This is a genomic window from Streptomyces marianii, assembly GCF_005795905.1.
Lineage (GTDB): Bacteria > Actinomycetota > Actinomycetes > Streptomycetales > Streptomycetaceae > Streptomyces > Streptomyces marianii.
Genome location: NZ_VAWE01000004.1, coordinates 1 through 14879, shown reverse-complemented (window position 1 = coordinate 14879; position 14879 = coordinate 1). Strand labels below are relative to the sequence as shown.

The following is a 14879-nucleotide window of genomic DNA, read 5'->3' as shown; positions in this document are numbered from 1 at the left end:
TCTGATGACTGACCAGACGTCGCATGTCGAGTTGGCCGAGCGCATGGACCAGGAAGAGACGGCCCCCGAAGGGCGTTGGATGCCCCTCGCCGAGTGCGCACTCAACCCCCGCAATCCCCGAGACAACGGCCTCCCCGACGACCTGTCCGACCTCGAAGGAATCCAGGAGCGGCAGCTCCAAAGCTGTCTTGCCATCACGGTTGGCGCCTATCTGCGTCTGTGGCCGGCAGACCGGCAGCACTTCGAGGCCGGGGCCAACGTCGTGATCATCAACGGCAACCGGCGCCGACGCGCGGCCGAGAAGTACGGGCGCATCAACCTGTACGTCGTCACTGACGACACGATCGCGACGAGTCGCGCGGACGTGATGAGGGCGGCGTACGACGAGAACACGAAGCGACGCGACTTCGACCCGATCGAGGAGGCCCTCGCCGTCGTGGGGATCGTGGCGGAGTACGCGACCGCCAAGGATGCCGCTGCGGCACAGGGTTGGTCTCAGCCGTGGATCTCGCACCGAAAGAACCTGCTCAAGATTCATCCCGTACTTCAGGAGGAGGTACGGGCCAGGGCCCGCGGCGAGGAGGGCCTTTCGATCAACGTCGCTCGGCGCCTCGGCGCCGTGAAGGGGATCAGCGGCATGGAGCTCGGCGCACAGCGCCAGGCCCTCGCCGAGCTCCTTCGCGCCGACGCTGAAGCGAGCAAGGAACGGAAGGCCGTCCGGCGCAGGGCCCGCAAGAACTCCGACAAGCCTGCCCCGAACCCGGGCCCACAGCCTTCCGAGTCAACACCGACGGAGCCCTCGAAGGCACCCGCCGGGGCCGGTGACTCCTCGTCGGCGGGCCCGGAATTTTCCGCGGAAAACTCGAACGGGGTGGTACTGCCCGAGCAGCGGGCCGCCGTCGAGGCCGCGCCGGCGGGCGAGGAGACGGCGGGCGGCGGGCAGCGTGAGCCCGAGGCGTCTCCCGCGGGCGTACCGATCACGACCCATGTCCCGGCCCCTGTGGCGGCCGTGTTCAAGCAGGTAGCCGATCACCTCTCGCACGGCCACCGCGTGCCGGTCGCAGTGGCGGACGTCGTCGGCCTGGTCCTGGAGTACGCGGCGCGCAACGGCGTGCCCCCTCTCCCGGCCCTGTCCGTCCGGGTCGAGAGCCGCTACGGCGAACAGCTCGGCGACGGGGGCGCACGGTTCGAGTGGCGCCCTGCCGGAGCGGAGACCGTTCGGACGGCCGAGCGGCAACCCAAGGGACATCCGGCGTCCGGCTTCGTCAATCCGCTGTGCGCGGCGCCGATCCGCCCGAACGGCCAGCCGTGCGACAGGCTCGTGATCTGGAAGGTTCAGGACCCCGAGCGCGGCACGTTCTACTACTGCGACACCGACCTCCCCGCCGAGGACGTTCCGCCCGGCATCTGGCGCGGCTAGCGCGTCAGACGCGGACGGCGCGGCCCCGGGAACTCTCTGCGTTCCTGGGGCCGCGCCGTTGCGTGCGGGGAGCTCGGTCTCATCCCCCCTCAGCCGTGCGGGCCGGGACGGTGCCGGGCATTCCGTCTGACCATGCGAACTCGCCGTTGTCGTGATCGTCGCCGTCGTGGCCGGGTTCGTCACCACACTGGTTCCACTCCCCGAGAGAGTGAGGGTCGACCGCCTCGGCCTCCCAAGCCACACTCAGCGCGGTACAGCACTCGGCTTCGAGCTCCTCGGCGTCCGGCGGCGGCGGGAAGAGACCCGCGGCGACGAGTGCGGCGGCGGCCATCTCCTCGGCCGTCTTCCATCCGACGCCGTCCCGGCGCCCTGCCTCCCTGGCGGCGTCGATAGCGCGGCCGTACTCGTCGGCGTCGAGGATGCGCAGAGGGGCCGGCAGGGGGACCGGCGCCACGATCGGGCCGACCGTGGCGGGTTCGGTGTTGGTCATGGACGGGCGTCCTCCTGGGGTTCGAGCGGGCGCCGGTCGAGTCTCTCCCGTTCACCCCGCGACGGCGAGGGTATCGGCCGAACCCGCCACGGGTGCACGGGCAGTCGAGGCCCCGCCATGGCCCGCGCGGCAATTCCGCAGGTGGGACCGAACCCGCCATCCCGTGCACCCCCTCGGGGGCGAGTCCGCCATCCCGTGCACCCCTGCGGGACGTCGCGCCTGGTCCTGCGCCTGTGACCTGAGGGAGTTCGGTCCCGCCGGTGGCTCTGAAACCGCCATTCGGTGCACCCCCCTTATGGCCTGCGGTTATGCCGCTTGCCCATATTTCATGAGCTGGGGACATACGCCACTCGGGCTCGGAGTGCGGGGCCACGCCTCCCGCATTTTGTAACTCACCTTGTAGTTGACCTACAAACTGTGCCACGATGGGGGCTCCGCACCAACCGAGAGGAAGCCGCCCCACATGCCCAACACCGACAGCAACCACAGCAAGGCCGCCGAGACGACGACCGGCGGTGCACCCCTCTACAAGCGGGCGGGGCTCCGTCACGCGGAGGTCGGCCGCGGCCGTCGGGTGCACTACTCCCCGGGCAACGACGACAGCGTGTGCGGCCGGGGGATCACCTCGTACCTGAGCATCGAGGAGGCCGCGGCCCGTTTCGACCGCGGCGACGAGCTGTGCGCCCCGTGCGTGAAGGGGGCCGAAGAAATCGCCTACGCCAAGAGCCTTGCCGCGGCCTCGCCCGCCGCGCGGGCCGCCGCCGAGCTCGCCGAGGTCGTCGCCGACGCGGACGAGGCGAACCGCCGGTTCCGTGACGCGATGGACAGCGTCACCCGCACGAACAACACGTCGTCGCTGTCCCTGCTCGCACGTTGGACGGCGTCGCTGTGGCCGCACGTCGACCAGACGGGCGCCCCCGAGGAGTTCCGTCGCCTCATGACGTGGGCCGCCGGTACAACTCACCTCGCCACCCTCGCCGGGATCGCTCGCCGTGCGGGTCACCTGTGGGACCACCCCGAGGACGCCGTCGAGGGGCGCATGTTCCTGGTCGACGCCGACACCCGGCCCATGTTCGCCGACGTGGTCCCGGCCGCGCGGCCCTCGTTCGGCGAGGTTCTCGTGATCGTCCGCGCCGCCGAGGTCCGGGCGGGCGACACCGTCCTCGGGTGCACGGTCGAGGGGGTGAGCGTCGAGAGCGCCACCCTGCGGGACGTCATCGAGCACCCGGACCCGTACACCGCCAATCCCCGGCCGTACGACCCGGCGTGCGGTTGCCCCGGCTGCGAACAGGCCAAGTCCTGGGCGGGCCCGGTGGTCACGCTCGCACCCGAGGGCGAGACGCCGTGGGAGGCGTGCGACCCGGTTCCGGCCGCGGCCCCCGTCCTGATCCGCGCGGGCCGCCGGAAGTCGACCGAGGCCGCCGTCGAGGCGCCGCAGGCCCCGGCGCCCGAGCGGGTCGTGTGCGGTGACGGCCGCGAGCGCGTCGTGACCGGCACCACCAACCGGCCCGGCGAGCCTGCCCGGGTCGTCGTCGAGGGCGGGGCCGAGTGGCTCGCCGACGAGTGCCTTCCGGTCCGCCCGGCCGTGGCGGGTGTTGCCCCCGAGGACGCCACCGACCCCGACGCCGTGGCGGCGCTCGCCGTCCTCGCCGAGCTGCGCCTCGCCACCGTCACGGACGAGCACGACATCACCGGGGGCGACGACTACGACAAGACAGCGAACGGCGCCCTCGTTGATCCGCGCGGAAACGGGCGCGTGGCGGTGTACTGGCTCGTCGAGGGTCTCTACGTGACGGCGGACCGCCGGAAGCCGCACCGCACCGAGCTGCGCATCATCGCCGACAAGTTCCGCGCGGCCGGGTGGAGGATCGAGCCGGGTCCCCACGGGTGCGTGTTCGTCTGGCGGCCGTCCGCCGAGGCGTAACAGCAACGCCCGGCCCCACCAGGGAGCCGGGCGCCGAGCGAGGGGCCCCGCCGCGCACCACGCGGCGGGGCCCCTCGGCGTTCCATCGGGGCTGCGGTTCTACAGCAGTTGTACGGGCGGAATCCAGCGCGCAGAGGCCATCCACCCCGACCGGGATTTGAGCGCTGCTTTCATCTCATCAGTGGTCGGGTGGCGGACGTCCGGCAGCCAGACCACGACCACCTGTGCGCGCTGACGGGCAAGGTCCCACCACAGGGACGGGGGGTCGGCGAGTTCCATCACCACGTGCACCTCTCCCTCAGCACCCGGCTTGTTGAGCGCCAGGAGAACCGGGCCGGTGGGGTCCTGCCAGAAGTGCCACGGACCCCCGTCGCCCGGCGCCTCTTGGTCAAGCGGAGTCAGCGAGGCGTACACGGGGAACCGCTCGATCTCCGCCTGTCCGGCGCCGCCGTAGGGCGAGAGCACGACCGCCGCCGTCAGTGCCTCGCCGACGGGGAACGCGGTCGGCTGAGCGATCAACTGCGGCACATTCCGTTGACGCTGCTCATGTCCCTGAATGTTCACCATGACCGCGGCTCCATCAGGGACCAGTCGGCGGCCGTGGGCTGCGGGTCGTGGTCGACGGCCGGCACCAGCGACGGCGGCCCGAGCTCGTTCTCGTCGGGGCCGTCGTAGTCCTCGGGCGGTGCGCCGATCGGGTCGGCGTAGTCGTCGGGGCCGGGGTCGTCGTCGAGGTAGTCGGGCTCGTCCTCCTGGCCCTCCTCGGCGAGCGGCTCCTCGTGCTCCTGGTCCTCGTCGTCGTACCGGTCGTAGTCGTCCTCGGGGGTGGGGTAGTTGTCGGGGTCGAGTTCCTCCTCGTCCCCTTCCTCGGGGTCGTGGTCGGGGAAGTTGGGGTGCCTGATCCCCTGATAGATCACCGTCACGGTGGGGCCGCCGAGTCCGTCCGACAGGGTCCGTTCGGTCCCGTCGAGCTCGTCCCGGTTGCGGACCGCGCCCCACGGGAGCTCGGGGAGTTCGACCGTGGTCTCGTAGGTCTCGCCGCAGTCGGTGCAGCGGTATACGTCGTACCAAGCGGTGAGGCTGAACATGCTTCCCGGGTGGCGGTCGACGTGCTGCATGGGCCCCGGGCACGGCCCTTCGTCGACGTACTCGATCCCGCACGGGGCGCCGTGGTAGCACTTGGGCCCCGAGCACCGGCACGGCTGTTCAGCCTCGGTGGGGCGCCACACGGCCTCGGCGTGCGCCCTCTGCTCGGGGGTGGCCTCGGCGGGGAGTGCCCGGACGCCGAGCTCCTCGGCGGTGATGCCGAGCTCGGCCTCGGCGGCGGTGGGTTCGAGGACGTACGCCACTGCGGCCGGGGCGGGTGCCGGCGCCTCCTCGGTGGTGGCGGGTTCTGCGGCTGCGGCCTCGGCCCGTGCGCGGTTCAGCGCGTCGTGATACCCGATACCCTCGGTGTCTTGGATCTCTCGCGCCCGCTTCCGTGCGGCGTCACGCTTCGGCATGGCGATGCCCTCCCGGTTCCGGGTCACGGTCCCCACGCCACCCGCCCGGTACGGAACGGATCGTCAGCTCACTGCCTGCGGACCGGTTTCCCGAGGGACCTTCTACCGTCGGTGCCCTGGCACGGCGTGGGCGCGCGGGCGGCGGTATGGGCGGCGGTCCCGCCCTACCGAGAACCGTATCGGAGGGCACCGACAACAGGGCGGCGAACCGGGGGCGGCCCTACTTCCGGGGCAGGCCAGTGCACCCGGGGTAGGGCACCCATCGGCAGCTCGGCGCGCGGCCGTTGCAGCGCGGGCATACGGCCGTGGTGGACGTCAGGGGCAGGCCGTAGACCCACATGAGGCAGGAGGGCGCCCGGAAGGGGCCGGGTTCGGTCGGCCGTCGGTGCAGGGGCGGGAGCCGGTTCCATCGGCGGTCGGCGGCCGTGCGGCCCGATGGCTTCCCGGCGGGTTCGGTCCGGTGCTGCTCTAGCCAGTAGTCGAGGGGTGCGCGTTCCTGCCGCGAGAGTGCGCCGGCGGGAACGAGCTCGGCGACGACGGCCTCGACCCACGCCTCGGGGGAGGCTCCGCGCTTCCTGCGCCGCTCCTCCCACTTCCACATGAGCTCGGCGAGAGCGACGGCCTCGGGGTAGACGACGACCGGTGCGGCCCGGCGGCGGTGCCGGGTCATGCCGAGGGTGTCCTCGCGTGCGTGCCAGAGGTCGGCGACGTCCTTCCCGAGCTCTCGGCCGGGGCCGCGGCGGCGGGGGAGGGAGACCCACCACCAGAGCATGACCTGATGGGCGTCCGCGAGGAGGGCGTCACCGACCGGTCCGAGGCGGTGGACGAGTTGTCGGTGTCGGTGCAGTGCCCGGCCGAGCTCGGGGACGGGACCGGTGTCGACGAGGTATCCGCCGTCATCCCCGGCGAGCCACCGACGGCCGCAGGGGCACGGCCGCCAACGGTGGCCGGTGGCGGCGAGCCACGCCCCGGGTTCCATGCACAGGGGGCAGGCCGGGAGGGGAGCGGCGGCGAGCTCCTCGGGCCACGGCTCGATGCGTACGGCCTCGACGTCGGCGACGCGGTCCGGGTGGGTGCTGGGGAGGGCGCGGGACAGTTGGTCGGGTTCCCGCTCGACGAGGGCGGCGAGCCGGGCGAGGGCCTCGGCGGGGAGGAGGGCCTCCTCCCGCTGCGGGTCGAGGCCGTCGTCGGGGAGGTCGAGGCCGTCGTCGAGGACGGCCAGGAGGCGGGGAACGTCAACGCCGTTGGCGGCGGCCGTGCGGGCGAGGAACGAGGCCGTCGTCTCGCCGTGGATGAGCGGGACGCGGATCGGTAGGTCAGCCGTCGTGAGCGGTGCGGACGACGGGGCGGTGTCGGTCATGGCGGCACCGTCCCACAGGCCGCCGACAGACGTCCCCCGGACGAGGGACCTCGCGGACAGGGGTCCGGACCGGCGCGGGGCCCGGCCCCTTTCCTGACGCGCACCTGTCAAGTTCTGGGGAAGTGCCGGCGCCTGTCCCGACCGGCCCGGGGCCGGGCCGAGGAGGGCGGCGCCCGCCCCCCACTCCTCGGCAGTGTTCGCCCCAGTCCGCCCGTCGGCAACGCCCGCTCTGCACCCCCGGACGGTTGTCGCGTGCCCTGTCGCGTGCCCTGTCGCGTGGCGCCCTGTCGTGTGCTGTGACCTGCGGGAACACCCCTGTTCCCCCGGGCCTCGGCCGGACCCGACAGGGGTCCGCCGACAGGGGCCGCCGCCGCGGCCGAGTGCGGCTCACGCGGCGCCGCGCCCCCTGCCCCGGGGGCCGCGGCGAGCATCCCACGGACCGGCGCCGCCACCGGCGCCCGGCGCGCCGAGGGACGGGCCGCCGCGCCGTGGGCGCGGCCGTCGAGGGTGACCCGCGTATCGGCGAGCACCTGGGACCCCGGGGGAAGTTCGAGGCGTACGGGCCCGCGTTCGAGCATGAGCCGGACCGGCGGGGCGGGGAGCATCGGGGGCACCTGGACGCGCGGGAACCCGTGCGCGCCTGCCTGCGCCTGCACGTCCCCGGATCGCACGTGATCGGCGACTAGGGCCCGCTGTTCATCCGTCCAGAGCTGTTCCGCGAACGCGTACAGGGCGCGCTGATAGGCCAGGGCGCGCCGGTACCAGACGCGTCGGGCGCGCTTGACGGTCGCACCGGTCACGGCCATGCCCATGAACGGCGACACCGCATCGGCCGCCATCTGCGCCATGTTCCGGATGCCGACCCCGCGCCCTACGTGCTGCCAGGGGTAATCCCACCGGAAGCCGACCAACAGCGCTAGCTGTTGCTGTGTGAACGCCTTCCCCAGGGAGGCGCAGCCCTGCGGTTCGTCCGCACGCCGCAGGGTGGCGCCGTACCACGTGGCGGTGACGCACTGGGACACCACGTCAGCCGAGAACGAGCCGCCGCCTTTGGGCCTGCCCGTCTTGGGGTCGATGCCGCGCACGCCGCGCGTGTCCACCACCAGCCCGGAATCCCACCCGAGCGCCTGCGCCACGGTGAGCGCGGGCAGCGGCTGACGTCCACCCAGGAAGTCAACCCGGTACGCCATATCGGGCCGGTTGGCGGGGATCTTGTCCTTCCGGCCGCCCCACAATCCGGCCTCATAGGCGCGCACCTCGTCACGGTCGGCCGTGCACACGGCGCCCGCGGGCTCCCCGTCGCGTACGGCGACCATCCACGTACGCGACCGGCGCGACGCGGCCCCGTACCGGGATGCGCATTCCACCTGGAACGACACCCAATCGAACTCCAGCGACTCGCGGAGTTCGGTTTCGATCGCCGCGCACAGGGGGGCCGCAGACTTCATGAGGTTGTCCGACTGCTCCATGGTCACCGACTGGAGAGCACCGCCCCCCTTGATCATGACCATGGGCCACAGGAGAACTTCCGCCATGAGCGCGGTTCGCTGGTCGGCGCACGCCTCCAGCGCGGCGGCGCGGAACTCATCCGGGGTGCCCGCCGCGGCGGCGCGCCCACTCATGCAGTGCTGAGTTTCGATCCACTGCGTGCAGTCGTCGCCGCACTCGTCGGTGTCCTCGTCGTGCGTGCCGCACACCATCTGCCATGAACCCTCGTACGCGTCCGGGTCCCATGCCGCCTCGCGGTACTTGTCGCCTTCCTGCTGCGGCTCGTAGTCGTGCGGGCCGCCGTAGTCCTGGCACACGTCCTCAACCTCGATGTGCCCGAGCCACTCCGCCGCGTGAAACATGACGTCCATGAACCGCTCAACCTCAGCGGGCTTGACCCCCGACCCCTTCCCGCCCCGGCTGATCGTGGGGCACGGCGTGGAGAAGTGCAGCCGCTCAACCGTCATCAGCACGGGGTGCCGCGGGTCCACCGTGCGCACGTCCGCGTGAATGATCGTGTACCCGGCGGCGCGCGCCGTCGCCGCCGCGTCCGCCTCGATCTCGATTCCCACCGCGTCCACGTCTGCGCTGTCGTCGCCGCCCAGGGCGAGGCGCTGCCCCTCCGACATGCCGCCGGGGCCGTGGCAGATGTGCACCTGACGTTCCGGAGCGCCCGCGACGCGACGCCGCGCCCAGCGGGCAGGCCACGGCGCGGCGAACGCCGTGCACGTCTCACAGTCGGCGCACTCGCGGCCGTCGGCGCAGGTGACACAGTGCGAGTCGCACCACCAGTCAGCCGCCCGCATCGCATCCTCGTTGCCGTGCGCAGCAATCAGCGCATCACGCAGCGCCGCACCGTCCTGCGGCACGGGAGCGACCGGCGCCCCCTCGGCGGCACTGCCCGCCGCATTGGTTGACGCGTTCGCGTCAAGTTCCCGGGAAAACCCCCCTACCCCACCGGGGGCCGCACCCTCATTTGATGCGTTCGCGTCAAGTTCCCGGAACTGCGCCACCGGCCGAGGGGCAGCGACGCCCGGCACGGCGCCGCCGTCGCCCTCCCACGCCGCCGCAGTTCCGGGGTCGGACACACCGGCCGGAGCCGGAGCGCTCACCATCGCCGCCGGCGCGACCGGCGCCGGGGCGGCCTGGTCCTGGTGCTCGGCCGCCCGCTCCGCCTCGGCGGCCTCCGGAGCGGGCTCCGGGGTGACGTCGCGCGGGTCGGCGGGGATCTCCTCACCCGCCAGGGCGGCCCGCATCTGCTCGGCCGACATGCGCCCGCTCACCTCGTCATAGGGGAGCGTGTACGTGCTGCCCTTGTGCCGGGTCTCCGCTGTTGCCGCGCGGGTGACCACTCGGCAGCCGCCGACGGCGCCGACGGCGCCGCCGTCATACGCGGCGTGGATGTGCGGCACGGTCACTGTCTTGGCGTTGACCCGGGTCACCTCGTACCAGGACCCCCGCCACCGCACGAAATCGCCCTTCAGGAAGTCGGCCCGACCCCACACCTTGAAGCCGCGCCGCTCCGCCTCCTTGATCGTCTCCGCCCAGTACGTCAGTTCTTCGTCGTACTCGGCCAGACGGCGCGTCAACTCCTCCCGGCGCGCCTCGGACGGCTCGCGTCGCCACACATCAGCCGTACGGCCCTTGTCGTCAACGCCGTCCCGCTCCCGCAGAACGCCGCGCCGCTCCGCCTCCAGCTTCTCGATACGGCGCAGCGTGCGCCCCGGGTTCTTCCGGTACCGCTCGTACGCGTCCGCCGCCGCCGCACGGGATGCCCAGTAACCGGCCCGCTCGCCCTCGGCGATGCTCTTACGCATCGCGTTGTGCATGCGCTCTTGATCCCTGCGGGCGCGCCCCTCCGAATGGTGGCCCACCAAGATCGGCTGCCCCATCCAGAACCGTTCGCCGATCCGGTCCGAGGTATCCCGCGCCGACTGCGACGATGCCGCCGCACGTCCGGCGCGGTCCGCGTACCGCTGCGCCCGGTCCTCGGCCGCATCCACGCGGGCGGCCTCCCGCTCGGCGAACGACATGGTTTCTTCGATCACCACAGCGCACGACAGGCCGAGTGCGCGCACCGCATCCGCAGCCCGGTTGATCTTCCACCGGTCGGCGCCCTTGTAGCGGCTGCCACGGATGAAGATTCCCGGGGTACGCCGGTAGGTCCAGCCCAGCGAGCGCAACGCTTCCCACACCCCGTCACCCCTGGCGGAGCCCTCCACAGTGGTGCCGTCTTCGTGGGTGTGCCGAATGACGATGTCCGCCGCCTCGGCCTCCTCTCCCGGGGTCATATTTGACGCGCACGCGTCAAGTTCCCGGGAAAGCCCCCCTTCCCCGCCGGGGGTCGAGTCGCTCTTTGAAGTGTTCGCGTCAAGTTCCCGGAACTGCGCCACCCCCCGAGGGACGGCGACGCCCGGCACCGCGCCGCCCTCTGCCTCCCACACGTCCACCCCGGACGGGTCGGACACCACGTCAGCCGCCCGCGCGGACATCTCGTCACGGGGTGCCGGCGGGGGGAGCTCTCCGCCCTCCCGCGCGAGCGCTCCGCCCTCGCCCTCCCACCCGTCCAGGTCGACCGCATCCGCGTGCGCGTCCGGCCGCGCGTCCTCGGCCAGAACCCCCGGCGCCTTGCACTCCTGAGAGATCGTGGCGTTCACCGCGTGGAGCGTCGCCACGATGTCCAGCCGGACCCCGTCCACCCATGCACCCGACGCGGTCACGTCGTACAGACCGGCCGACCACACCGCGCGCACTTCCCCCGGAACCTTGCCCGTGGCCCGCCCCCCAGCGCGCACGGTCACCGTGGCGCCCTGACGCTGCATTGCGACGGTCCACCCGTTCGCCGTCGCCGTCTCGGCGAACGCCACGGCAGCCATAGGCAGCCACACACCCGGCGCCGCCTCCGTCTCCGCCACGACCGGCGCACCCGCGTAACCGTCCTGCCAGTCCTCCAACTGGGCCGCCGTCGGCGCCTTACCCGCCGCCGGGATCTTCGGCGCCTTCCACAGCTGAACAAGGGCCTTGACCGACGCTGACGCCTGCCCCTTCTCAATCCCGCCCGTACGCCCGTGCGTCTTCTTCGACGGGAGGTCACGCCCGATCAGCGCCCGCCCCTCGTCACGGGCCGACACGGCATCCGCGAGGAGATCCACGAACGCGCGACGCTCCGCCATGCCCGGCGCGAGCTCCATGTCCGGGTTCACCCCGGCATCGGCGGGAAGCTCGAACATGACCGCCGTACCGCCGTCGGCGGACACCCACGCCCCACGACCGGCCGGAACATCCCCAGACACGGCACGCGCGAGGAACGCACGCGCCGACTGCGACCGGCGCCCCGGTTCCGTGGCCTCCTCCTCCAAACCGGACAGCTCACGCTCACACCGCCGGACCGCGGCCCGCGCGTCCATCCGCCGCCTGTCCGCCGCCCAAGACGCCTCGCGGGCACGCTCCGACCACCCGCCGGACGTCTCGTAATGCACCGCCACCCGCTCACCCAGCACACCAGCCGACCGGCGTACTTCCTGGTGAAGGTCGTACGCGTCCCGCCGCCACGCCGCGCACGTCTCCGCGTACTCCTCCGCCACCGTCAGCCGCTCACGCGCCACGGTCAGCGCGCGGCGCGCACGCTCCGTCAGCCACGCCCGCGACACCCGCACCGTGCCCTCATACGGGCCACGGAACGCCACCGGGAACACCCCGCCCCCCTTGCCGTGGCAGATCACCGGCAGCACCTCGACCGCGCCCCCGTCGGTCTCCCACCCGTCCACCCCGCCGGGGTCCGACACGACGTCAGGCAACACCGCCGGACGCTCTTTTGACGCGTACGCGTCAAGTTCCCGGGAAAACCCCCCTTCCCCACCGGGGGCCGAGTCGTTCTTTGACGTGTCCGCGTCAAGTTCCCTGGATTGCGGCTCCTCCGCGCGCTGGTCACCCTCGGGGGCAGTCTCGCCCGTCGGCCCACCCTGGGCAGCGTCGACCGCAGTCCGCGCGCGGACCGGCGCACCCTCGCCGGCGACCTGGGCCACCACCCACGCGCCAGAGTCCGGCGTCGAGTAGTCGACGGGCACCCGGGCGTGACCGCGGCCCGGGACGTCGCCGATCACCTCGGTACCGTCGACCACGCACGCGCCGGACCCATCGAGCCGCACCCGGACCACGCGCACCCAAGAGCCGCGGCCCGGAACGTTCACGAGAGACCCAACGGGCAGCGTGGCGCGCGCGTCTCCCTCGACCTTGCGAGGCTCGCCGAGTGCGTACCCGCCATCGATCCGGGCAGCCTCGGCGCGCTCACGCTCCCTGTCTGCCTCCCGCTCGGCCCACAACTCCGCCTCGGTCGCGTACTCCGCGTACGCGAACAGCTCACCCGCGCGCCGAGCGTCCCGTTCCGCAGCGTCCGCCAGAATCCGGGCACGCTCGGCGCACTGTCGCGCGTACTCGGGGTCATCCTGGGGGTTGCACCATGCGTCGTACCGGGCGCGAGACGCGCACGCGTTCGCGCGAATCGCGCGCCGGTCAATCCGCCGCAGCGCAGCGCGAACCGTGTCCGCCTCGGCGTCCGGCAGACAGTCGACCGGCCGCATGTCGTACGCGCTGCGCGTGTAGCGGGCAACGTGCGCCGTCACGTCGTACGCCTCACCCGCACGTGACGCGTGATCATCCGCGATGCTCGCGAACGCGCGGCACTCCGCCGCCGCAGCTTCCGCCGGACGCTCACACTCGCGCTCACGCGCCGTACGCTGCTCCGCCGCCGCTACGGCCGTACGCCGTTCCTGCGCTCCCTCGTCGACCGTGTCAACGTCGTACCGGGCAGCGTCCGCCAGAGACTCAAGGGCCCCCGACTCGTCCCCGATCAGGGCGAGTTGACCGGCCGAAACTTCCCACCCACAGTCACTCGCCAACAGGCGCCCGATACGGACGTCGTCGGCGTTCTGGTGAACGCTCCCACCGTCGGCGAGCGTTGCGGCCATGATCGCGCGGCACCCGCACGAACCAAGGTTCATGTCCTTGCGGCCGTTCCCGTCCACCCCGGGCACGATCAGGCATTCGCACTTCCGGCAAACAGCCTCGGCGCGCGACTCGCACGCTTCAACCGACTCCCACGCCTGATCTGACGCGTCCTCAATCCGGCCGAGGCACTCGCGCGCGTCCTCCTCGGCCTTGAACACGATCGCGCTCCACTCGTCACACACGGACTCGGCCGAGTCGTCCCCACGGGCAGCAATCGCAGCGTCAGACAGCGTCCGGCGGGCCCGCAGCACTCGGCGCAGCAACGCCGCACCTTCCTTGACCAGACCGGACGCCGGACGCGCGTCCTCACTGTCGTACTTCCGGGCCCTGATCTCCGTACGGCCGATCAGTCCGGCCACGTCCTCACACTCGGCCCAAGACTCCTCGACACGCGCCACCGTGGCAGCGTCGTCCGCCTCGGTCGACCACTCCGCCGCTTCCTGCGCGAGCGACTCGGCACGGTTGGCGAGCGTGCCAATCTCCGACAGTGCTTCCCGCGCATCCTTGCCCGCAGCAACAGCCGCGCCCATGGCCGCCGTTCCGCCGTCCGCCGTGACCGGAGCCTCGGAAGACTTGGCGACCGTCGCCGCGCCGTCCGCCTCGGCCCGGTAGTGGGCGAGTGCCGCGCGGTAGCCGCGCGGGTTCGACGACACCCACTTGCCCGCGCGCCACGTGTAGCGCTCCGTACGGGAAACGCCAGTGATGACCAGCGTCCACGCGTCCCCGTTCCGCTCCACCATGGCACCCCACCCACGGCCGGTAGCCGCGCCGGCGAGCGCACCAAGGTTCTTCGGGGCCCCCTCGGCGAGAGCCTCGGCAACGGGCATCGGGACTGTGGTGGTGGTCATTCGAGCCTCTTTCGTTCGGTCCGCCGCGGCTTGCCCGCGGCGTTTGGTGCGGTCCCCACAGTAACCCAACTTGTAGTTGAGTTACAAGTTCACCTGTGAGTTTGGGTGTGATTCTCGCGCGCCGAGACCGAACCCGCCACGGACGGCGACCGAACCCGCCACCGTGTGCGCCGGAACGCTCGGCCCGCGCGCCCATCCGACGGGGGGAGGTCACCCAAAAGGGGGCCAGGAAGGGGGCTGTATGCCGTTCTACGGGCCTAGCACCGCCTCGGCGCCCTACCGTCCACCTAGGGACTCAGGCCGTCAGACGGCCGCACAGCGGCTTTCCTCGGCCCGGGGTCGGTTGTGGAAAAAGGGTGCACGGGGTGGCGGTTTCGGCGTTGACCAGCGGAAACGGTCCCAATCAGGCTCGAACCCGCCACGGGTGCACCATGATCGGTAAGGGGTGAATGTTTGGTGGTGACCCTTACTCGAACAGCTTATTGGGAATCGCTCCCAATAAGGCTCGCGCCGACCGGCCGTTCCCCCTGGTCACTCCCGAACCCGCCACCCCGTGCACCCCCCACGCTTGTTCGATTTCCGGGATGTGGAAAAAGGGTGCACGAAATGGCGGTCTCAGCGATCACTTACGATCAGGAGTCGAGGCCGGTACCCCCCTGAAACGTGCGATGAACTGCGGAAATGCGGTTATCCACAGGGGTGCACCGTATGGCGGGTTCCACCTAGTTCCCCAGAGTCAAGAGACAGCCGACAGACGTGATCCGCGAAGCGGATCACTAGCGGCCCGCGAAGCGGGCCGCATAGCAGACAGCGTGAAACGCTGTCAAGTGATCGGCCGAA

Annotated in this window: 7 protein-coding genes; 2 read left to right on the top strand and 5 right to left on the bottom strand. The window is 71.9% G+C overall.

Annotation, left to right across the window (positions count from 1 at the left end):
• The first annotated feature begins 4 nt into the window (after window positions 1–4).
• A complete protein-coding gene (locus tag FEF34_RS40155) occupies window positions 5–1420 on the top strand; it encodes a ParB/RepB/Spo0J family partition protein (RefSeq protein WP_138058400.1) in 1416 nt (471 codons plus the stop codon).
• 79 nt (window positions 1421–1499) lie between these two features.
• Here FEF34_RS40155 and FEF34_RS40150 read toward each other — a convergent pair whose 3' ends face one another.
• Complete coding sequence (locus tag FEF34_RS40150) at window positions 1500–1910, bottom strand: hypothetical protein (RefSeq protein ID WP_138058399.1); 411 nt, start codon at window positions 1908–1910, stop codon at window positions 1500–1502.
• Between the two features lie 463 nt (window positions 1911–2373).
• On the opposite strand from FEF34_RS40150, the gene FEF34_RS40145 reads away from it, so the two are divergent.
• Window positions 2374–3834 carry a hypothetical protein gene (locus tag FEF34_RS40145; protein WP_138058398.1) on the top strand — a complete coding sequence of 487 codons (1461 nt, stop codon included), beginning with the start codon at window positions 2374–2376 and terminating at the stop codon, window positions 3832–3834.
• Between the two features lie 99 nt (window positions 3835–3933).
• Here FEF34_RS40145 and FEF34_RS40140 read toward each other — a convergent pair whose 3' ends face one another.
• From FEF34_RS40140 to FEF34_RS40125, 4 genes are all read right to left on the bottom strand, one after another.
• A complete protein-coding gene (locus FEF34_RS40140) occupies window positions 3934–4401 on the bottom strand; it encodes a hypothetical protein (protein ID WP_138058397.1) in 468 nt (155 codons plus the stop codon).
• Window positions 4395–5336, bottom strand: a complete 942-nt coding sequence (locus FEF34_RS40135; RefSeq protein ID WP_138058396.1) for a hypothetical protein — start codon at window positions 5334–5336, stop codon at window positions 4395–4397. Before FEF34_RS40135 ends, FEF34_RS40140 begins: the two co-directional genes overlap by 7 nt.
• Before the next feature lie 220 nt (window positions 5337–5556).
• Entirely contained in the window at window positions 5557–6696 is a 1140-nt protein-coding gene (locus tag FEF34_RS40130; protein ID WP_138058395.1) for a TniQ family protein, read from the bottom strand.
• A gap of 107 nt (window positions 6697–6803) precedes the next feature.
• Entirely contained in the window at window positions 6804–14039 is a 7236-nt protein-coding gene (locus tag FEF34_RS40125) for a DUF3560 domain-containing protein (protein WP_138058394.1), read from the bottom strand.
• Between the last annotated feature and the right edge of the window lie 840 nt (window positions 14040–14879).